The sequence below is a fragment of the Maricurvus nonylphenolicus genome (assembly GCF_042854845.1).
GTDB lineage: Bacteria > Pseudomonadota > Gammaproteobacteria > Pseudomonadales > Cellvibrionaceae > Maricurvus > Maricurvus nonylphenolicus.
In genome coordinates, this window is record NZ_AP031498.1 from 363,647 (window position 1) to 385,000 (window position 21,354).

18 protein-coding genes are annotated in these 21,354 nt (G+C 52.6%); 11 read left to right on the top strand and 7 right to left on the bottom strand.

The genetic code is table 11. From position 1 onward, the window contains the following. Window positions 1–23: 23 nt before the first annotated feature. A complete protein-coding gene (locus ACGHZ6_RS01680; protein ID WP_390617053.1) occupies window positions 24–1,088 on the top strand; it encodes a DUF2333 family protein in 1,065 nt (354 codons plus the stop codon). 252 nt (window positions 1,089–1,340) lie between these two features. Then, the gene (locus ACGHZ6_RS01685; protein ID WP_390617054.1) at window positions 1,341–3,401 is read left to right on the top strand and encodes an EAL domain-containing protein; all 2,061 of its coding nucleotides are present in this window, start codon (window positions 1,341–1,343) and stop codon (window positions 3,399–3,401) included. A 71-nt stretch (window positions 3,402–3,472) separates the two neighbouring features. Here ACGHZ6_RS01685 and ACGHZ6_RS01690 read toward each other — a convergent pair whose 3' ends face one another. Continuing rightward, complete coding sequence (locus tag ACGHZ6_RS01690) at window positions 3,473–4,471, bottom strand: adenosine kinase (RefSeq protein WP_390617055.1); 999 nt, start codon at window positions 4,469–4,471, stop codon at window positions 3,473–3,475. Between the two features lie 106 nt (window positions 4,472–4,577). On the opposite strand from ACGHZ6_RS01690, the gene mrcB reads away from it, so the two are divergent. From mrcB to ACGHZ6_RS01710, 4 genes are all read left to right on the top strand, one after another. Next, entirely contained in the window at window positions 4,578–6,941 is a 2,364-nt protein-coding gene (mrcB, locus tag ACGHZ6_RS01695) for a penicillin-binding protein 1B (RefSeq protein ID WP_390617056.1), read from the top strand. A 5-nt stretch (window positions 6,942–6,946) separates the two neighbouring features. After that, the gene (locus ACGHZ6_RS01700; protein WP_390617057.1) at window positions 6,947–7,372 is read left to right on the top strand and encodes a tetratricopeptide repeat protein; all 426 of its coding nucleotides are present in this window, start codon (window positions 6,947–6,949) and stop codon (window positions 7,370–7,372) included. Between the two features lie 324 nt (window positions 7,373–7,696). Next, the gene (locus ACGHZ6_RS01705; protein ID WP_390617058.1) at window positions 7,697–10,141 is read left to right on the top strand and encodes a DUF1631 domain-containing protein; all 2,445 of its coding nucleotides are present in this window, start codon (window positions 7,697–7,699) and stop codon (window positions 10,139–10,141) included. Continuing rightward, on the top strand, window positions 10,141–10,494 hold the full coding sequence (locus ACGHZ6_RS01710; protein ID WP_390617059.1) for a PilZ domain-containing protein: 354 nt from the start codon (window positions 10,141–10,143) through the stop codon (window positions 10,492–10,494). Before ACGHZ6_RS01705 ends, ACGHZ6_RS01710 begins: the two co-directional genes overlap by 1 nt. 88 nt (window positions 10,495–10,582) lie before the next feature. On the opposite strand, the gene hemL is transcribed toward ACGHZ6_RS01710, so the two are convergent. The 4 genes from hemL to ACGHZ6_RS01730 form a co-directional block, all read right to left on the bottom strand. After that, complete coding sequence (hemL, locus tag ACGHZ6_RS01715) at window positions 10,583–11,863, bottom strand: glutamate-1-semialdehyde 2,1-aminomutase (protein ID WP_390617060.1); 1,281 nt, start codon at window positions 11,861–11,863, stop codon at window positions 10,583–10,585. A 172-nt stretch (window positions 11,864–12,035) separates the two neighbouring features. Further along, the gene (locus tag ACGHZ6_RS01720) at window positions 12,036–12,863 is read right to left on the bottom strand and encodes a hydroxymethylpyrimidine/phosphomethylpyrimidine kinase (protein ID WP_390617061.1); all 828 of its coding nucleotides are present in this window, start codon (window positions 12,861–12,863) and stop codon (window positions 12,036–12,038) included. A 91-nt stretch (window positions 12,864–12,954) separates the two neighbouring features. Next, entirely contained in the window at window positions 12,955–13,380 is a 426-nt protein-coding gene (locus ACGHZ6_RS01725; RefSeq protein WP_390617062.1) for a CopD family protein, read from the bottom strand. Window positions 13,381–13,401: 21 nt separating this feature from the next. Beyond that, complete coding sequence (locus tag ACGHZ6_RS01730) at window positions 13,402–15,195, bottom strand: chloride channel protein (protein ID WP_390617063.1); 1,794 nt, start codon at window positions 15,193–15,195, stop codon at window positions 13,402–13,404. Between the two features lie 171 nt (window positions 15,196–15,366). Between ACGHZ6_RS01730 and argC the strand changes: the two genes are divergently transcribed. The 5 genes from argC (at window position 15,367) to ACGHZ6_RS01755 (ending at window position 18,702) form a co-directional block, all read left to right on the top strand. Continuing rightward, on the top strand, window positions 15,367–16,407 hold the full coding sequence (gene argC, locus ACGHZ6_RS01735) for an N-acetyl-gamma-glutamyl-phosphate reductase (RefSeq protein ID WP_390617064.1): 1,041 nt from the start codon (window positions 15,367–15,369) through the stop codon (window positions 16,405–16,407). Window positions 16,408–16,468: 61 nt separating this feature from the next. Then, the gene (locus tag ACGHZ6_RS01740; protein WP_390617065.1) at window positions 16,469–17,209 is read left to right on the top strand and encodes a DUF6776 family protein; all 741 of its coding nucleotides are present in this window, start codon (window positions 16,469–16,471) and stop codon (window positions 17,207–17,209) included. A gap of 2 nt (window positions 17,210–17,211) precedes the next feature. Beyond that, window positions 17,212–17,676 (top strand): polymer-forming cytoskeletal protein, encoded by a 465-nt coding sequence (locus ACGHZ6_RS01745; RefSeq protein ID WP_390617066.1) that lies wholly within the window; start codon window positions 17,212–17,214, stop codon window positions 17,674–17,676. Between the two features lie 113 nt (window positions 17,677–17,789). Continuing rightward, on the top strand, window positions 17,790–18,143 hold the full coding sequence (gene erpA / locus ACGHZ6_RS01750) for an iron-sulfur cluster insertion protein ErpA (protein ID WP_390617067.1): 354 nt from the start codon (window positions 17,790–17,792) through the stop codon (window positions 18,141–18,143). A gap of 25 nt (window positions 18,144–18,168) precedes the next feature. Next, window positions 18,169–18,702: an acyl-CoA transferase gene (locus tag ACGHZ6_RS01755; protein WP_390617068.1), complete on the top strand. Its 534-nt coding sequence runs from the start codon at window positions 18,169–18,171 to the stop codon at window positions 18,700–18,702. Window positions 18,703–18,717: 15 nt separating this feature from the next. On the opposite strand, the gene ACGHZ6_RS01760 is transcribed toward ACGHZ6_RS01755, so the two are convergent. After that, window positions 18,718–19,854, bottom strand: a complete 1,137-nt coding sequence (locus tag ACGHZ6_RS01760) for an anhydro-N-acetylmuramic acid kinase (protein WP_390617069.1) — start codon at window positions 19,852–19,854, stop codon at window positions 18,718–18,720. A gap of 11 nt (window positions 19,855–19,865) precedes the next feature. Next, window positions 19,866–21,242, bottom strand: coding sequence for a peptidoglycan DD-metalloendopeptidase family protein (locus ACGHZ6_RS01765; protein WP_390617070.1), 1,377 nt, complete (start codon window positions 21,240–21,242; stop codon window positions 19,866–19,868). Window positions 21,243–21,354 lie beyond the last annotated feature (112 nt).

Consider the following 21,354-nt stretch of genomic DNA (forward strand, 5'->3'; position numbering starts at 1 on the left):
TTTATAGTGAAGGTATGAGGTAAATGGAAAAATTACGGGATATGTGGCAGGGGCAAGTGCAGCGATTGCGCGATATGCGTGATGACTGGCGTGCTGATTTGGCCGCCGGTAGTTACGGCGTAAAAAGTTTGATTGCCGCTCTGATAGTTTATCTGCTAGTGGCATTCGGTTTTGGTATTTATTGGAGCTCAGAGCCTGAGCAATTTTCTGTGCGCGATACCATGGCGCAGACCTATGGCGCTGATGATAAGGTCACCGGCGTTGCCGTTACAGGTACCTTGATTGAAGTCGGTGACACCTTGCTTACTAAACGTGGTGGTTTTTTGTCGAATGACATTTTTCCTCCCGGCGTTTGGCTCGACAATATTCCCAATTGGGAATATGGCGTGTTAATTCAGATGCGCGATTTAAGTAAGGCCATGCGTGAAGCCTTTAGCCGTTCGCAATCACAGTCGACGGAAGACTCTGCCTTGGCGCTGGCAGAATCGCGTTTTAATTTTGATCATGATAGTTGGGCGGTACCAGCGTCAGAATCCGAATATAAAGAAGGTTTAAAATACCTGCGCGATTACCAAAAGCGTTTGATGGATGAAGATCGACACAATGCCCAATTTTTTGCCCGTGCGGATAATTTGCGCTACTGGCTAAACACGGTTGAAACCCGCTTGGGTAGCCTGTCCCAACGTCTGAGTGCCAGTGTCGGCCAGCGTCGTTTAAATGTTGATTTGGCCGGTGAAGAGCGAGCGAGTCAGTCCACTCAAACACCTCGGGAGATGGTCATCAAGACACCGTGGTTTGAAATTGACGATGTCTTTTATGAGGCGCGTGGCAGTACCTGGGCGCTGATTCATTTCCTTAAAGCTGTTGAAGAGGATTTTGCCGATGTGCTCGCGCGCAAAAATGCCTTGGTGAGTCTGCAGCAAATTATTCGTGAGCTGGAGGCAACTCAGCAAACGGTGTATAGCCCTATGATTCTCAATGGCAGCGGTTTTGGCATGTTAGCCAATCACTCGCTGGTAATGGCTTCTTATATTTCTCGCGCCAATGCGGCGATTATCGATTTGCGTGAGCTCTTGGCGCAGGGATAATTCTGTTGCTTTAGGCGACTCAAATCACTGACTGGCGAGTCTTATGGCTTGCCAGTTTATCCTGTTAGACTTTATGGCTATGGGATAGCGAAATCCTAGAACACAGCCTTATTATTTATTCCTGTTTTTGTCATCTGACGTCAAAATTAACGTTAACTGTGGCACACTTTAAGTTTCTAAACGCAGTTCTGTTTAAAAACTGTCCTATACTTTTTCTTAGTTTTTCACGCATTAGGTAAGGTAAGCCTTCCTGTGAGTTCCTCTGCTTTTTTCAACTTGGCGTCCGCCGTTGCGGCGGATGACAAACTATTGCTTGAATCGACAGCCTTGCAGCAGTTTGCAGAGGCGACCAGTGATTTCTTTTTACAGATTGATCACAGTGGTGTGGTGCACTACGCCAATCCTTCCATTGCGGCCTTGTTGGGTATTGATCGTGATGACTTACAGGGTTGTTTGCTGCGCGATCTGTTTCCCGAATTAATTTCTACCTCAATAGACAGTGTTGCTGTCGGTGAATTACTGCAGGTGCGTTTGACCGATGGCCTGCAGCATCAGCTCAGGCTGCAGGCGGCAATGCCGCTGGCATCTGGAGGCTGGCAGTGGTTGCTGACTGAGGATTCGGCAGGCGAGCGTTTTCGCGAACAGTTATTGCGGCAGCGCGAAATTGTTCAGTTGACCTTGTGCTCTGTGGGGGATGCAGTCATCACCACCACCAGTACCGGTGACATTGAAACTATTAACCCCATGGCCCGTGAGCTATTACAGCTGTCCGCGGCGAATGTGATTAACGTGCCTATTGATGATGTGCTGATTCTGATTGATTCGGTGAGCCATCGGCCACTGCGTTCCCTGGTGACAGAGTGTCTGCGTCGCGGGCAGGTGACCCGCACCCCGGAAGCTGCTCTCTTGTATGTGGCGGGACGCAAACCGGTACGGGTTTTTGCCCAGGCATCTCCGCTGCGGGATAGCCACAATAATCTTGATGGTTGTTTGTTGGTGTTCAGGGATGTCTCACAGGTGGCGCAGGAAGCGAAAAAACTGCACTGGCATACCAACCACGATGCGCTCACCATGCTACCCAACCGGCAGACGTTTGAAGCTGAAGTGTCTCGTGCGGTGGACAATGCCCGCGATGCCAATGAGAGTTACGGGCTGCTCTACATTGATCTCTACCAGTTTAAATTAATTAATGATACCTGTGGCCATGCGGGTGGTGATGAACTGTTGCGTCAGTTGTCTGACTTGTTTACCAGCAAGCTTCGTGGTCAGGACTTGTTAGCACGTTTGGGCAGTGATGAGTTTGGCGTGCTGTTAAAAAACTGCACCATGGCGGGTACCTCGCGCGTGGCTGATATTCTGTTACGGGCAGTACAGGAGTTTCGCTTTCAGTGGCAAAGTTATGAAATAAAAATTGGTATCAGTATTGGTGCGGTAGCTATTGATAGCAGTGCGGAAACCGAAGCCCAGATACTGGCCAATGCCAATGCGGCCTGTTGTATGGCCAAGGAAGCGGGGCGCAATCGAATTCACTTATACCACCACAATCAGGAGGCTGCCCGGCGCCGCAGTGAAATTAGCTGGGTAGTGAAAATCAATGAAGCCCTGAGCCAGAATCGCTTGCGCTTGTATCGGCAGGCCGTATTGCCCTTGCAGCCTGACAGTGATGAATTACCGCACTACGAAGTGCTGTTACGCATGGAAGACGAGGCGGGGCAAATTATTGGGCCAGGTGAGTTTATTCCCGCCGCAGAGCGTTATGGATTGATGGACGAAATAGATCGCTGGGTGGTTAAAGCGGTTATTCGCCATCTGCAGGCGCGACAGGATAAGGGGTTGCCGCCAGAGCGCTATGCCGTCAATTTGTCCGGTGTCAGTGTCGGCGATGAGAGCTTTGCCGCATTTGTGCTGCAGCAACTGAGTGCCCACACTATTGATCCGCGTCTGTTGCACTTTGAATTGACTGAGACTGCCGCCATTCGGCATTTGGATTGCGCTGTCGTTTTTATTGAATTATTGCGAGAAAAAGGTTGTCAGTTTTATCTGGATGATTTTGGCAGTGGCTTATCGTCGTTTGCCTATCTGAAAGATTTACCGGTGGATTATTTGAAAATTGACGGGGCTTTTGTCTCCTCCATGCACACCGATGCGGCGAGCTTTGCCATGGTCAGTACCATTAATCATCTTGCCCATGTGATGGGGCTGAAAACGGTGGCAGAGTACGTGGAAAACCAAGAGCTAAAGTTGAAACTGCAAGCTCTGGGGGTGGATTTCGGTCAGGGTTTTGGTTTAGCTGTGCCTGAGCCGGTGGATTAACCGCTGATGAAATAAGCAATAAAAAAGCCCGCGCAATGGCGGGCTTTTTTATGCATCACTAAGGCGCTTTATTAAGCGTCTACTTCAGCGAGCATCTCCTGGTGTTGCTGTGGTTGTAAGCGAGGGCCAAACTGGGAGACAACCTGCGCCGAGGCGCGGCTGGCCAGCTTGCCCGCCTCTGCATAGCTTTGGCCATTGGTAATCGCATACAGGAAAGCACCGGCAAACATATCGCCAGCACCGTTGGTGTCGATGGCCTTAACGCTGTGAGAGTCGATTTTAATCAGCTGCTCGCCATCGAAAACCACTGCACCTTCAGCGCCGCAGGTAATGGCAAAGGTCGTGGCAACCTGCTTCAGTGCTTCAACTGCCGCTTCTAGAGAATCTGTGGCGGTAAAACCCTGTGCTTCTGCCTGGTTGCAGAACAGCAGGTCGACTTTGTTGCCAATCATTTGTTGTAGACCGTCGCGGAAGAATTCCACCATAGCGGGGTCAGATAGGCTCAATGCGGTCTTAACCTTTGCCTCTTCAGCAAGTTCACGCAGTTTAATGGCGGCCGCGCGTCCGGTCTCGGAGGTAACCAGATAGCCTTCGATATACACGTATTTGGAGCCGGCGATAGCATCGGCATGCAGCTCATTGGTCGAGACGGTTTCACTGATACCAAGAAAGGTATTCATAGTGCGCTCGGCATCCGGGGTGATCATCACCAGGCACTTACCGGTGGTGCCTTGCTGGCGTTCCAGGGCGTGGTGGTAGTCTACGCCGGCATCCTTCAGGTCATTGATATAAAAATCGCCGTTCTCATCGTTGGCAACCTTGCAGGAGTAGAACGATTTGGCACCAAAGTAGCTGGCGGCAATAACCGTATTGGCCGCAGAGCCACCGCTGGCACGTTTGGACGCAACCAGGTGGTCAGACAGGTGGTTGATGAGCTCCTCCTGGCGGGCTTCGTCTACCAGGGTCATAACGCCCTTTTCAATTTGCAGCTGTTGTAAATCGTTATCGGTGACTTCAATTTCGGTATCTACCAGGGCGGCACCAACGCCATAAATATCGTATTGCGACATAGTAATTTCTCGGGGATATGAATCTTTCAGGTCGAGCTCAAAAAAGTGCGCCTATTATGCGCAAATGCACAGCTCGTTAAAAGGCTACTCGCTAATAGGTTGAGGCATGGGTAAACTGCCGCCCATGAAAAAACCGCGTCGTCGAAAATCCAGCCATGCCAAGTCTCGCCAGGGTTCTCCCAAGGGAAGCCTATGGCGGCGTGTGTTATTGGGGCTGGGTATTCTGGTTGGAATATTTATTGGTTGGGTGGTTTATCTCAACTATGTGGTGGTCAATAAGTTTGAAGGCCATAAGTGGTCATTGCCCGCGCAGGTCTATGGCCAGCCATTAAGTCTCTTTGTGGGGCAGACGATAAGCCGCGAGGAATTGCGGCAGGAATTGGAAACCCTGGATTATCGCTGGGTTGAGCGTATCAGTGGGCCGGGGCAGGCCAGCCTGCGCGGCAACCGGTTTGAGTTACAAACCCGCGGTTTCATTTTTTGGGATAAAACTGAGCCCTCGCGCCGAATCGCCTTGCGGGTGCAAGGTGGTGTTATCCAGTCACTGCGGGTGTTGACCGGTCCCTCGACTCGGCTGCTGCGGCTGCAGCCGCCGCTCATTGGCGCTATTTCCCCCCGTCACAGCGAAAACCGCTCGCTGGTTAAGTTACAGGATATCTCCCAGCTGTTGGGGGAGACTCTGTTGGCGGTGGAAGATCGCGATTTTCTTGATCACGCCGGGCTGTCTCCACGGGCAATTGCCCGGGCGTTTTGGGTTAATCTACAAGCCGGGCGTATCGTTCAGGGGGGCAGTACCCTCACCCAGCAGCTGGTGAAAAATTTCTATCTCAGTCATGAGCGCAGCCTTGTTCGCAAGGCGCAGGAAGCCATTATGTCGCTGCTGCTGGAGTGGCATTACTCCAAAGCTGAGATCTTCGAAACCTACCTCAATGAGGTGTACCTCGGCCAGAGTGGCCCGCATGGTGTGCATGGTTTTGGACTTGGAGCCCAGCACTATTTTGGTAAGCCGGTTGGGCAGCTGAATGTTGCTGAAACTGCATTGCTGGTCGGGTTGGTGAAAGGTGCATCATATTATAACCCCTGGCGTCACCCGGAACGGGCCAAGCGCCGTCGCAATCTGGTGGTTGAGGTGATGCTTGATCAGGGGTTGATTTCAGGACGCCAAGCCAAGCAGGCACAAACGGCTGGTTTAGGTGTGGTGCCCTATCAGCGCCGTAAGTTGAACAACAACCCCGCCTATATGGATTTAGTTCGACGTCAATTGCGCCAGGATTATTCCGATGAGGTTTTGTCGAACGAAGGCCTGCAGATTTTTACGGCTTTCTCCAGTCGGGCGCAACGCGCTGCGGAGAAGGCCTTGCAGCAACGCTTGAAAAAGCTGGAGGCGGGCTATCAGTTAAAGGCCGACAGTTTACAGGGCAGCATTGTTATCACCGATGTAGGTACTGGCGAGTTGTTGGCCCTGGTGGGGGATCGCAACCCGCAGTTTGCAGGGTTTAATCGCGCCATTGATGCCTACCGCCCGATTGGCTCGCTGGTAAAACCGGTGGTGTATTTGGCGGCGCTGGAATCTGAAAACTACCACTGGGCGAGTTCCATCAGTGATGCGCCGGTTACCGTAGAGGGGGGCGATGGCAGTCTCTGGCAGCCGCGCAATTTCAGTCGCGAGAGCCATGGCCAAGTGCCGATGATCGAGGGGTTGATGAACTCCTATAATCAGGCCACGGCACGCCTTGGTATGTTGGTGGGGTTGGATAAGGTACAGGCGTTAATGGTGCGTTTGGGCGGCGATGATCTACTGCGTGAGCGCAGTGTCGATGAAGTGGTACCAGCCTATCCGGCGATGTTGTTGGGGGCCTCTTCCCTGTCCCCGCTGCAGGTTTCTGCCATTTACCACTCGCTGGCCAATGACGGTGTCCGCGTTCCCCTGCGGGCCATTCGTGCCGTCACGGATGCCGAGGGTAAGTTGCTGTCACGTTATCAGCTGGCGATTGAGCCGGTGGTGAATCAGGATAAAAACTATTTACTGCAGTATGGTCTGCAAGCGGTGCTGCAGCAGGGAACGGCTAAGCGGGTGTATCAGACATTGCCGAACACTATGGCTTTAGCGGGTAAAACCGGAACCACTAATCAGCAGCGTGACAGTTGGTTTGCCGGTTTCAGTGATGATCATTTGGCCGTAGTCTGGGTAGGGCGCGATGACAATGGCCAGACGCCCTTAACCGGGGCGTCTGGTGCCTTACCGGTATGGATCGATGTGTTTTCTGCGTTGCCGTCCAAGGGCTTTCGTCCCCAGGCGAGTGAAAATATTGTTGCTCGTTGGGTCAACCGGGAATCGGGTTTACTCAGTGATGAAGGCTGTGAGAATGTTGTGCTTTTGCCATTTGAAAAACACAATATGCCCCGGCAGCGAAGTCAGTGCGTAAGAGCTGCGGGTTCGACATGGGATTGGTTTAAAGGGTTGTGGTAGAGCCTATGAAGCGTTGGTCGGCTGTGAATACTCGGCTATGGAATTGGTTATGTTGTCTTGGTTGTATCGCTCTTTTGGCTGCTTGTGCAGCTCAGCCTGAACCAGAGGTTCTGTGGCCCACACCAGAAAACAAGACTCAGCAGCGTTCAGTGCCAACTTCAGCCGGAGTGGTTGAGGAGCTGTTATCGATGGCGAAGCAGCACAAGGCACAAGAAGACTGGCAAGCCGTGATCGAAGTGGCTGAGCAGGGCATACGCATCAATCGGCGCTTGCCACAGTGGTACCTGTTGCTGGCTGAGAGTTATCTGGCGCTTTCGCAACCTGGGCAGGCGCAGCATTTTGTTGAGCAGGGCCGACGTTATTGTCGAGTGGATTCTTCTGTGTGCACACAGTTGGTGCAATTATCAAAAACACTACACATTAGCCGCTAATGACCGATAAGCGGTAAAAGGCGCCATTGGTCGGTTGATCTTCGGAACGCCTGACGCCATTTTGTGAACTAAATCGCAAAAATGGTAGTATCAGCAATCAACAGACCTCGCCGGGTTAGTGTGACATCTAAATGCGACTAAGCAATAGTGTCTATACGGGGGAAGGGCGAGGCGATAAAACAATAACAGGGGAAAAACCCCATACATCACTGATGGTAGATGCTGTTATAAAGCGGCCGTTTGCGTTTGGCGGTTTGAATATATTGTCTACAATGAGTGGTATGGGTCATTACCATGGAAGTCAAAAGTAAATCGCGGAGTCCTATGAGCGAACTGGGCAGATCAGGACCAGATGCATCGCCATCTCAACCAGCATCCGGACCATTAACTGACGCCAAGATCATTGAGCGCCTGAAGGCGTGTCAGCGTCTTGTGGTTGAGCATGGGCGGCCAGTCTTTGAACGCTATCTCGATACGCTGGGTAAAGAGCTGCTTGAGTATGCCGATCAAGCGAAAACCAACCAGGAGCAATCCGAATATTTCAGTATCTCACGCGAGTTTAAACAACAAGCGGATGAGCTGACGCGCTATTTTTTGGGGTATTTGGGCGAAGGTTTTATCAAGTTTAAAAACCAGGAACTGGATACCACCACGGGTGAGGAAAAATTTCAGGGTGATATGTTATCGCTGGTGGATAACGAAGACCTTGAAGAGACGATTGCCATTTCCTCCATCACCCGGCGTTCTGAAAACTATTACGCCGAACCTATCTGGTCGTTGAATCAGCGCTTTGCCGTGCTCAATCACGGTCGCAAGGTAAATGAACGTGGCAACCCGGTCAGTCCAGTGCAGTACTGTGAGTCACTGCGTCGTGCCCTGTGTCTGCTAAATCTGGATACCAAAGCCAAACTGATTGCCTATAAAACCTTTGATCGCGAATACATCGCCCAGTTAGGCGATGTCCTCGATGAGGTTAATGAATACCTGGTGGCCGAAGGAGTGCTGCCGAATCTTCGCTATGCACCGGTGAATGAACAGGCCCCGCCCGTGCCTTTGGTCGAAGAGATGGGGATTGAAGAGGTCGGTGTTGAAGGTGTAGCACCTGAGGCGAGTGAAGTGCAGCTGCCAGGCGCGCAAGTTCCTCCTGCTGGAGGTGGTGCAAGACCTGGCATGGCCCCAGGAGCAGGTCCAGGTGTTGTGCCAGCGCCTGACCCCGGGTTGCCGCCTGAGCAGTACCAGGGACACCTGGTAGATGCTATTCGTACTCTGCAGGGCCATATTGCCCAGCTTGGTCAGGGCGCGCCAGGGGCGGCACCTATCGCACAAGGTGCGCCAGTGGCTGGAGCCGCGCCCGGCGAGGTGGGTCCTGCTTCGGCAGGTGGTGCTGTCGGTGGCGTAGCCGGTGGTCGCCAGGCATTGGTGTATACCAGTCAGCAGCTTGTCGGCGCTTTGCAGGGATTACAATCGCAGGTGTTGGCTGTAGGAGAGGCGCAGCCGGGTCAGTTGCAGCCGGTCAATATTGCCGCAGCTACCGGTGAGATCGCACGTGAGTTGCGCAACGCTGAAGACGGCGAAGATCGTGCCGTCGATCCTACCGATATGCACACCATTGATCTGGTGGGTATGCTATTCGAGTATATGTTGTCTGATGATAATCTCCCTGACTCTGTTAAAGCGTTGCTGAGTTATCTGCACACGCCTTTCCTGAAAATTGCCTTTATCGACAAGAGCTTCTTTGAGCAAACCGAACACCCTGCCCGTCTGTTATTGAACAGTTTGGCTGAAGCCGGGGTGAAATGGGTCGGTAACGACGGCAGTAGCCAGTACGACATTTACGAAAAAATTAAAAATGCGGTCTCCCGCGTGTTGGAAGAGTTTAAGAATGACGTGCGTCTATTCGCAGAGCTCTTGCTGGAATTTAGCAGCTACACCAAAAAGATCTCCCGGCGTCAGGAGTTGATGGAGCGCCGCGCCATGGAGAAGGTCCAGGGCGAGGAGAAGCTGCGCGAAGTTAAAATGCAGGTCAACCAGGAAGTGCGCAGTCGTACCGATGGTCGCGAATTGCCTTCCGCGGTATTGTTAATGTTACTGCAGCCCTGGTCGGATTACCTGGCCTTTATTTTGTTGCGTTACGGGGATCAGTCAGACAGCTGGCAACGCGCTGTACATACGATCGACGATATCCTGTGGAGTATTGAGGCCAAGGAAAATAACGCCGATAAAACCCGCCAGCTGGAAATGCACGACCGCTTGCTGGAATCTATAGAAACCGGTTTCGAAACCATCGGCTACGACCAGGCCAAGGGCAAGAAATTGCTTGAGGCACTCTTCTCGCTGCAGAAAATGGCGCTGCAGAGTAAACAGGTTGAGCCCGCACCTGAACCGATGCGTAACAAACTGGAGAATCTGGCGGCTGAGAAAGCCGGTCAATCCGTTGCCAAGCAGGATAGAGCTACGCCTGAAGAAGAGCGTATGGTCGAAAACCTGAAGATGATTGAGTTTGGTACCTGGTTTGAATTCTCCGGTGGCAAGCGCTTGAAAGTCGCCTGGTATAACTCCAAGACGCTGCACTATATGCTGGTTGATCAAATGGGCAAGAAGGTAGCGATGAAGTCTGGCTTGCAGCTGGCCAGATCCATGTTGGCCGGGGAGGCCAAGGTCATTGCAGGCAGTACCAAGCCGTTCTTCGAGCGCGCTTTGGAGAACATCTTCCAAAGTTTGAACACCAAGGCCGAATCTATGGATAAGGATGAGGCGGAGGGCTCATAATGAGTGAACTTGAACGCGCCTATGAGCGTCGCTTGAAGCGCCATGCTGTATCCGGTGCGATAGATATTTACGACAGTAATCGCGACACCTATCTGGGCCGACTGGTGAATATTCATCAGGAAGGTTTGATGCTGATGGGACCTGTTGCCGTTGAGCGCGATCATCTCTACCAACTGCAACTACAACTGTCATCGCCTATCAATGGCCGCAGTGTTATCCCGTTGGGTGTGGATTGTTTGTGGGCTCGTGCTTCTGAGGATCACAGGCAACATTGGTCGGGTTTTCAAATTATTGATCTCTCCGATGAGGCCCTTGCCGATATTCTGTGTCTGATTGAGACGATGAACGAATAGGCATCTGTTGCTATCAACAAAAAGCCCCGCAAGTCCGGGGCTTTTTGTTTCTGCTGGTTGGCTTTGCTGCCAACTCTTTCCTGCTAACTTATAGCGAGGCAAATACTTTCGCAGCCGCGGCGATGGTGAATTCAATATCATCGTCGGTGTGTGCCGCAGACATAAACGCTGCTTCATAGGATGCAGGGGCCAAGTAAACACCTTCCTGCAGCATACCGTGAAAGAACTGATTAAAGCGCTCGGTATTACAGGCCATAACCTGGCCGTAATTGGTGATGGACTTTTCTTCGGTAAAGAAGCCGCCCCACATGGTCCCCACATGATTGGTGGTGAAGGGGATGCCGGCTTTATCGGCTTGTGCCTGCAGGCCTTTGACCAGGGCTTCAGTGCGCTTAAACAGAGGCTCGTAAAAACCGGGTGCCAGGACTTTTTCCAGCGTTTTTAAACCTGCAGCCATGGCGACAGGGTTACCGGACAGAGTGCCAGCCTGGTAGACGGGGCCCAGTGGTGCAATGTGTTCCATAATTTCCCGCTTACCGCCGAAGGCGCCAACAGGCATACCGCCACCCATGACTTTGCCCAGTGTCGTCAGGTCAGCTTCGATACCGTAATGGCCCTGGGCACCTGTCAAGCTGACGCGAAAGCCGGTCATGACTTCATCGAGGATTAATACGCTGCCAGAGGCATCGCACTGTTCGCGCAGGGTTTCCAGGAATCCTGGGATGGGTGGGATGCAGTTCATATTGCCCGCGACAGGCTCGACAATCACGCAGGCAACCTGATCGCCAATTTCGGCAAAGGCCTGTTTTACACCTTCGATATCGTTGTAGGTCAGGGTCACGGTGTGATCGGCCAGGGCAGCGGGGACGCCGGGGGAGCTGGGTACGCCCAAGGTCAGGGCGCCGGAGCCAGCTTTAACCAGCAGGGAATCGGAGTGGCCGTGGTAACAGCCCTCAAACTTGATGATTTTATCGCGGCCGGTGTAGCCGCGGGCCAGGCGAATCGCACTCATGGTGGCTTCGGTGCCGGAGCTGACAAAGCGCACCATATCCATATTGGGCATGGTCTCGCAGAGTTTGTCGGCCAGGATGGTTTCGATTTCGGTCGGCGCACCAAAGCTGAGACCTTGGTGGGCTTTTTCGACAACGGCTGCTATCACATCGTCGTCAGCGTGGCCCAGAATCATCGGGCCCCAGGACAGTACATAGTCAACGTAGCGCTTGTTATCGGCATCAAACAGGTAGGCCCCTTTGGCGCGCTCCAGAAATACCGGTTCACCGCCAACGGCTTTAAAGGCGCGTACGGGCGAGTTTACGCCACCGGGGATATGTTGCTGGGCTTGTTGGAATAGATCGCTATTGCGGCTCATAGGGAGTCCTTAACTGCTGCCTGGAATTATTCAAAGGATTAACAGGTGCGCATTATCGCTAAGGCTGAGGAAGATGGCTAGAAGGAGAGACGGCTAGACGCTGGACGGGAGACGGGAGACGCTTTAAGCAATGCCGAGGGCGTCTCACGTGTCCTGTCCGCGCCTAACACATTCACGCACTGCGTGAATTCTTTTTCTCGGTTCTTTTCTGAGTCCAGAAGAACCGATTGGGAATGCGTTTGCCCATGCCGAGACGGCGGCTAGCGGCCAGGCTGTTCCACGTGTACTGCTGTCCTTGCTCTACTGCGTCTTCTAAGCGTAGTCCATGGGCGAGATAACTGGCAATACTGGCGGCCAATGTAGCGCCACAGCCGTGACTAAACAGCTTTAAGCGTTCCCAGGTATAGGCCTTTATCAATCCCTGCTTGCCATATAAATGGTTTTCATAGGTGGATTGCGTACGCTTGGCACCGCTAATCAGCACATATTCACAGCCGCTTTCCAGTATTTCCTGAGCGCAGGCGTGCAGGGTATCGCCCTGGTGGGCCAGATCGTGGGCTTCTACTAAGTCCGGGGTGGCGATAGTGGCCATGGGTAAGAGTAGGGTTTCTGTGGCGCGAATAACGCTAGGGGCATCCATTAATTCACTTTCGCAGACGCTGGTGACCGGATCGAGAATAACCGGAATATGAGGGTAGTCACGCAATATGGTGTGGATGGCTTCGGTGTTTTCAACGCTGCCCAGAAAACCCAGCTTGATGGCTTTAACCGGCATATCTTCCAGAATGGCTCTGGCCTGTTCAATGATCAGTGGAGCATCGAGCGGAACAATTTCTTTGGTGTCGTGGGTGTCTTTGGCGCAGAGGGTGGTGATGATGGGGGTGCAGTGGCAGCCGAGGCTGGCGGTGGTTTCGATATCGGCTTGAATGCCAGAGCTGCCCGAGGGATCGTGGCTGGAAAGGCTCATTACAACGGGTGTGCTGTTATCGAAATCCATCATCTTCCCCCTGTGACTAAGGTGTATTAGATCCATCTAACGGGTATTCAGTACCGGTTATTTGAGTCTATCACAGGGAGAGAAATTTGCCGGTTTAAAATTGCGGCTGAAGCTCTACCAACAAGATCACCGCAACCAGGATCAATACCGGTGCCTCGTTAAACCAGCGAAAAAAGACGTGCGAGTGATTGGATGATTCTTCGCGCAGCAGACGCATATAGCGAGCGCACATATGGTGGTAACCCACAAGAGCGACAACCAGACCGATTTTAAGCCAGAACCAGGTGGCGGTTTGGTAATAGTCCCAGTTGAATGTGGCCAGCCAAATACCAAGCGCAATCGTCACCAGCATGGAGGGTGTAGCGATACCGCGATAGAGCTTGCGCTCCATAACCTGAAAACGTTCACGGCTAATTCGGTCGTCACTCATAGAGTGGTATACAAACAGTCGCGGCAGGTAAAACAGGGCGGCAAACCAGCACACCATGGCGATAATATGAAAGGCTTTAATCCAAAGCATAATGTAGGCTCGATACTGTATTTAGACTTTGTAAAAGTTTTCCAGCATATCCGGGGTGATGATTCCCAGTACCGGTGATTGTAATGGCGGAGCCAGTTGCTCCACAAACAGGGCGTCTACATCTTCCTGCAATAAGCGCCGTTGAGCCTCTAAAAGGCTTGCTTGTTGGTTGATAGGTTTCAGTTCGAAGCGGCGGGATGGAATTTCCCGCAGATCAATGGCTTCTACCCCCGAGAGAATGTCATCTGGAGCATTATCCAGATAGTGGGCGATATCTGCTGCGGGCAACAGGTATTTGGTTTCACCAAGCTCCTGAGACACAACCCACTGAGGGTGCTGCTCTAGCTTGATACGCAGATCGTTGTGGCTGAGGCGATAGCCAAGATTGATAAAGTTGGTGTTCATCAGGCTGCGCACGGCTTCGCGGCTCAGCGCCTGGCGCAGCGGTGCGTGATGGATAGGGGTGTTGTTGGCATTGAGCAGCTCGATAAAAATACCGTCGCACTTAAACACGTGCCTTACCGTCACACAGGCCACGACAATGACCAGCATGGTGGGGAAAATAATATTCGGGTTGTAGGTCAGTTCAACAACTGCCATCAGTGCTGCAAGAGGTGCATTTAAGGCGGAGGCCATCATGGCGCCCATGCCCAGCATGACATAAAAGTTGGGGGTGGCCGTGCTTTCGGGAAACAGCGCCTGGCCTGTGATGCCTATGGCGCCGCCCAGGCAGGCGCCAATCATAAACAGGGGGCCGATTAAACCTCCCGGTAAACCAAGGCCTGTACTGGCGGTGGTGACCAAGGTTTTCGCCAGCGCAATAGTGATCAGCAGGCCAATGGCAAGCTCGCCACCCATCGCCTGTTCCACCGTATCGTAACCGATGCCCATCACTTGAGGTAAAAAGAAGGCTACGGTTCCGGTGAACAACCCAGCCAGGGTGCAGCGTGCCATCACGGGCCAATGTTTGTACTGGTGAAACGTCAGTTGCAGGCGGATATAGGCGGCGCCAAAGAGCGCGACTATCAGGGCGGAGCCTGCCATATAGGGTAATTCCCACAGGCTGGTCATTTGCATGGGGTCGATGCTGAAGGCGGGCTCTGGCCCAAACACAATTTGCGTGATGATTGCGCCAGATACTGAAGCCAGGATGACGGGGATAAAACCAATAATGGTGTATTCCATTAGCACCACTTCCATAGCAAAAATAACGCCGGCCATAGGGGTGTTAAAGGAGGCGGAGATCGCCGCAGCAACGCCGCAACCGGCCAGGGTGCGTAAACTGTTGTGGGGCAGCTTCAGCCACTGCCCCAGCTGGCTGGCTGTGGCGGCGCCCAGATGGACCGCCGGGCCTTCGCGACCTACCGATTGGCCACTAAGCAGACAGAGTACGCCGCCGACAAATTGCACCAGGAAGTTGCCCGCGGGCAATTTACTCTGGTGGTTGTGGAGGCGGTCGATGACATGGCCAACGCTGATCGAGCGCATGGCCGGTGGCACAAAGTGTAAAAACACACCGATAAGCAGGCCTCCCCCGGCTGCTAATAGTAAGCGAGCGACGGGTGAGAGGGATTCAAAGTTCTCACTGCTACCTTCCAAAAAGGGGCTGATGGGGTATTCAATCAGAAAGCGAAAGGCAACAATAATCAGAGCCGCTGCTACACCCACCAGTCCTCCCAGTAAGGTCAGTTGGGGCAGGGCATCGCTGTGGGCCAGTTGGTGGCGGAAGTCATCGAGGCGGTGATGAAGCCACTGTCTGTGGCGAGGCGCACGCTGCTGAGTTTCAGGTTTCCGAGACGGTTGTGAGGTATCCATTGGGCTCAGTTTGTCGCCATTAGTTGCTTAAACAGGCCGATATTATAAACTAACTGTCTTTTTTGCGAGGTTGTTCATAAAGTTTCCCTATTACTACTGCTTATCGAGAGGTATTTAGGCGGTAGTGAGACGTGACTGAGAGCGACGGATAGTTTTTGTGAGGTTGTTAGCGTGATTCGTGTAGGCATTGTGGGAGGCACCGGTTATACCGGCGTCGAGTTGTTACGGTTATTGGTAAATCATCCGCAGGTTGAAGTGGCTGTGATCACTTCGCGTGCAGAAGAAGGGGTTGCTGTTGCCGATCTGTATCCCAGCTTGCGAGGTCATTTAGACCTGGCGTTCAGTGTGCCTGATGTTGATGCGCTTGCGGCCTGTGATGCGGTATTTTTCGCAACACCTCACGGGGTGGCGCAGGCCATGATGCCATCACTGATCGAGCGCGGTGTGCGGGTGATCGATTTGTCGGCCGACTTCCGTATTCAAGATATTGCGGTATGGGAAAAGTGGTATGCCCAGGCGCACGCTTGTCCGGAGTTGGTACCGCAAGCGGTATACGGTTTGCCGGAAGTCTATCGTGAGCAAATTAAAACCGCGCAGTTGGTGGCTTGTCCGGGGTGCTATCCCACGGCGACCCAATTGGGCTTCTTGCCGCTGCTGGAAAACAACCTGGTTGATGCATCAGACCTGATTGCCAATGCGGCTAGTGGCGCTAGTGGTGCTGGTCGTCAGGCCAAGGTCGATAACCTGCTCACCGAGGTCAGTGACAGTTTTAAAGCCTATGCCTGTGGTGGCCACAGGCATCTGCCAGAAATTGAGCAGGGGCTGCGAGCTGCCCAGCCTGCTGGGGCTACTGAAGCCAAGTTAACCTTTGTGCCGCATCTGTTGCCAATGATTCGTGGCATTCACGCTACACTCTATGCGAATTTGACCGATAAGAGTGTAGACCTGCAGGCGCTGTTTGAAGAGCGCTATGCCAATGAGCCATTTGTGGATGTTTTGCCAGCGGGCAGTCACCCACAGACGCGGACGGTGAAAAGTTCCAATATGTGTCGCCTGTCTGTGTTTAATCCGCAGGATAGCGATAAAGTGGTGGTTTTGTCGGTCATTGATAATTTAACCAAAGGTGCTTCTGGCCAGGCGGTGCAAAACCTGAACATTATGTTTGGTTTTGAGGAAACGGCCGGGCTGGATCAGGTTGCGTTGTTGCCATAAGGTTACCGAAAGGTTTTTTGGCGGGCTAAAAAAATAACAAAATTCAAACAGGGAGGACTGTATGGTCGCTGTTAAAGGCAGCAAGCAGTACAAAATGCGAGTTGTGCCCTATCGTCCCTTATACGCGGTGACTATTGCTGCTGTTGTGGTGGCGCTGTTTATTGTTGCCGTGCTGGGTACCTACCAGTACGGTAATTACAAAGGGCGTGAGTTGCAGGCGGAAGCCATTGCCGAGCGCGACTCTTTGCGCGTCGAGGTGCGCGAGCAGACAGAGGATGCTGAACGTCTGCGCCAGGAAGTGGCCAATTTAAAGCTCGGTGCTCAGGTTGACCGCAAGGCCAGTGAAGATGTGCGCACTGAAGTTATAGATTTGAAAAACAAGGTTGCCGAACTGCAGGAAGTGATTAGCTTTTACAAGGGGTTGATGTCACCGACGGCGAACAAGCGCGGTTTAACCATCGGTTCTCTGAATGTGATTTCCACCGGCGCGGGTCGTCGCTACGAATACAAGCTGGTGGTTCAGCAGTTGGCGACCAACCATAAAATGCTCAGTGGTTTTTTGAATTTTAAAATTGTCGGGCGTCAGGGCGAGTTGCCGATGACCTTATCCCTTAAGGATGTCTCCGACAATGTGAGTTATGACAATATCAAATTGCGGTTTAAATATTTCCAAACCCTGGAAGGGCAGTTAGTCCTGCCGGACGGCTTTGAGCCACAGCGTATCGAACTGCTGGCCAAATCAAGTGGTAAGGATTCGGTAACAGTAGAGAAGAAATTTGGCTGGCTGGTCCAGGAGAGTTAATTATGTGGGGCAAGAAGGATAACAAAATGGGTTTTACGGCGGGCAGTATTACACTGATCTCCAAATCGACAGAAGTTGTGGGTGATATTCATTTCAGCGGCAATCTTGAGGTCGAAGGACGAGTAAAAGGCAATATCATTGCTGAAGATGGCTCAGATGCACGGGTGCGTGTACAGGATAAGGGCGTTGTGGAGGGTGAGATTTGTGTCCCTACCGTGGTGATCAATGGCCATATCAAAGGTGATGTGCACTCCAGCAAGCACGTGGAGCTGGCGGCCAAGGCCATGGTTCAGGGTAACGTGCACTACCATATGATCGAGATGGTTAAGGGCTCTCAGGTAAATGGCAATCTGGTCTACAGCGGCGCCGATAACAAGCGTCAGCCAGTAAAACCTGAAAAGCCAGAGATCAAGCCGCCTACGGCAGGGGCTGAAGGTGAGCCACCGTCGTCGACGATTGCCAGTTAAAAGGCTCGCAGGTCAATAGTTGACTAAAATACTCGGGTAAAGAGATAATAGACTGTCTGTAGGTTAGTGGCCCTGTGTCAGTCTCACAGGGCATATAGTGACAGGAGTGGTAGATGTCAGCCCCGGAAACCTTTACCCCGGAACCTTTGGTAGTGACTGAAAGTGCACTGCGCAAGGTTAGAAATTTAATCGAAGAAGAAGCCAACGATGACTTGAAGTTACGTGTCTTTGTGACAGGTGGCGGTTGTTCGGGTTTCCAGTATGGTTTTACCTTTGATGAACTGGCCGCTGAAGATGATGCTGTCGTAGAAAAAGACGGCGTTACCGTGCTGGTTGATGTAATGAGCTACCCCTACCTGATGGGGGCAACCGTTGATTATGAAGAGGGACTGGCGGGCTCCAAATTTGTGGTGCAAAACCCCAATGCCGACTCAACCTGTGGTTGTGGTTCCTCCTTCTCTATTTAAGTCATTCCTTGTTGCAGGAGGGAGTTTGAAGCGGTTTTTGCCTTTATCAACAGCCCTCCTGTTATCTGTATTTTCCCTGCCGGGTATGGCAGCGGATGTTTCTGAAGCGTCTCTACAGCCGTCAATACAGCCCGCAATCCAAACAGAATCATCAAGCAATGTACTGATCGCCAAGGGTGCAGATGAAGAGCGTCTGTCCCGAGGTTATCTGGCTCGTATTGCGCAGAATTCTCCACAGGATCTCGAAGCGGCCCTCAAACGGGCTGAAATGCTGTTTCTGGAAGGCAGTCTCAAGGGGGAGGTGGATCCGGCGGTATTCGTTATTCACGGCCCGGAAGTCGCTGTTTTTTTTCGAGACAATTATTTCCGCTATCGCTCGCTGGTCGATTTGGCGGCTCGTTTGAGCTCGTTTGGCGTGATTGATATTCGCGTCTGCGAAACCCGCATGGGTGTATTGGGGCGTGAGCGCGAAGCCTTAATGCCGTTTGTCGGTACCGTGCCTTTTGGTCCGGCAGAAGAAGTGCGGTTGCTGGAAGCGGAAGGTTATGTCCACTTCTAATGCCTCAATACAGGATTAGGGGTAGTAGATACCGCCCAGAATTCTGGCGCCGTTTGCACCCGTGACCTCTTTTAAATTACCTGCCTGCCGCTGCAAGGTGCGCTGTGCCAGCCAGGCAAATGCCATGGCTTCGACCCACTCAGGGGCTATACCGATCGTTTCGGTGCTGTTGACCTGTGATCCCTGATTGAGTTGACTCAAGCGGTGCATTAACTGGGCGTTGTGGGCGCCACCGCCGCAGATATAGATTTCCCCCTGGTGATCACTGCTTGCTTGCCCAATGGCATCGCTAATGGTTCGAGCGGTAAATTCCAGCAAAGTGGCCTGTACATCGGCTGCGGCAACAGGTTCGTTAAACTGACTTAGCAAGTGTTCCAGCCAGGCCAGGTTAAATGCTTCTCGGCCGGTACTTTTGGGGGCGGGCAGTTGCAAGAACGGGTGAGCCAGCAGTTTGTCGAGCAGGACCAGATTGGCTTGCCCGGAGGCCGCCCAATGGCCGTCACGGTCGTAGTGCTCGCCGCGCTGTTGATAAATCCAGCCGTCCATCAATACATTGCCCGGTCCGGTATCAAAGCCAAGTGCTGGTTTAGTGGGGGTGAGCTGGGTGATGTTACTCATGCCGCCAATATTGACGATAAATCGCTCCTTCGTGCTGCCTGTGAATAGCGCTTGATGGAAGGCGGGAGCCAGAGGCGCCCCCTGGCCTTTGGCGGCTACATCCCGGCGACGAAAATCCGCTACGGTAGTGATGCCGGTTAGTTCGGCAATGGTGTTGGGGTCGCCAATTTGCAGGGTGAAGGGCAAGCTTTCATCGGTGGTGAGTTGCCCTGGAGGGCGGTGGCGGATCGTTTGGCCATGGCTACCGACGGCAGCAATATCTTCTGCGCCAAAGGGGCTGTTTTCCAGTAGCTGTAAAGTGGCTTCGGCGAAGCGCTGGCCCAGGAGGCGGTCGAGTTGCCCCATGCGTTCTATTTCATTGTCACCAGGGCTGCATAACTGCAGGATCTGATTCTTTAGCTGAGATCCCAGCGGGTATTCAAGTTTGGCAACAAGCGTGGGCGTGTCCTGACTGTAATCGACCAGCGCCGCATCGATGCCGTCGGCGCTGGTGCCTGACATCAGACCGATATAGAGCTCAGGTCGGTTGGTCATTGGCAGCAGGCTCAGAGTTTTTGATTGTCAGTATCGGCCAGTGCCAGCTGGGTTTGTTGGTGAAATTGCTCCAGCTTGGCCAGCAGTGGTTTGGCTTCTTTAAAGAAGCGTTCGCGCTCCGCTTTGGCGATGGCCTTGGCTTTCGGCAGTTTTACGGTGACCGGGTTACGCACGGCGCCGTTTACATAAAACTCGTAGTGCAGGTGGGGACCGGTAGACAGGCCGGTCGTGCCAACATAACCGATGATCTGCCCCTGCTTAACCCGTTTACCGGAGCGGATACCGCGGCCAAAGTTTTTCATGTGGGCGTACAGGGTTTTGTAAGTCTGGCCATGCTGAATGATAACTGTGTTGCCGTAACCGCCTTTGCGTCCAGCAAGGATAACCTTACCGTCGCCTGCGGCTTTAATGGGGGTACCGCGAGGGGCCGCGTAGTCGGTGCCCTTGTGCGCACGAATCTTGTTGAGCACCGGGTGTTTGCGGCGCAGGTTAAAGTGCGAGCTGATACGGGCGAAGTCGATTGGCGTGCGCAAGAACTCTTTACGCATGGTGTCGCCTTCCGGGGTGTAGTAGTGGCTGATACCTTTACTGTCGGTATAGCGAACTGCCGTATAGGTTTTGCCCTGGTTGGTAAATTCTGCGGAAAGGATATTGCCGTTGCCAATCTTGTCGCCATCGAGGAATTTCTCTTCAAACAGCACCTTAAAACTGTCGCCTTCGCGGATATCGAGGGCGAAGTCGATATCCCAGCCGAAAATGTTGGCCAGCTCCATAATCAGGTTGGCATCCATTTGGGCCGATTGACCAGCCAGAAACAGAGAGCTGGTGATGGTGGCCTGACGATAGGCGGTGTGGATATCCGGTGAGCGGGATTCTTTGGTGGATTTGAAACCTTCCGGGGTGCGTTGGAACAGGGTGCTATTGAGGCGGTCCTGGCGGTAACGCAGCTGCTGCAGTTGGCCTTCAGTATCAATATCAAAGGATAGGGTGTGGCCTGGGTGGATGCGTCGTAGGGTTTTGGCTTCTGGCGTGGAGCCCATAAAGGCAAACAGCTTGGTGTCCGAGAGGCCGGCACGTTGGAATATCAGTGACAGGTTGTCGCCGGAACGCACGGTTTCATCGTGCCATTCAGTCAATTTAACTTCTGGCGCAGGTTCTTTCTCTGGTGCTGCGATCTCTTCAGATATATTGGTCTGGTTGAGTTCAAGAGTCAGCGATTGCTGGTGGCGCTTGGCTTCGACGCTGTTGGACGGAAAAAAGAACAGCAAGAAAGATAGGCTCAGTGCCAGGCTTCCAGCCAGGGCCAGGTGTAGGCGAGGAAAATGCTTTACTCGCGCGTGTAAATTTCGGGTTGTGGCGTTTTTCTTTTTAATATCAGTAGCTTGCATAACGTCCTTAATACCCCAAATAAGCAGTGGCCGCTAACCCGTTTGTTTATAACAGAAATTGGTCAAAGTTTCACCTGCCTTTGTACCATATTGCTGGCACTAAGTCTGTGCC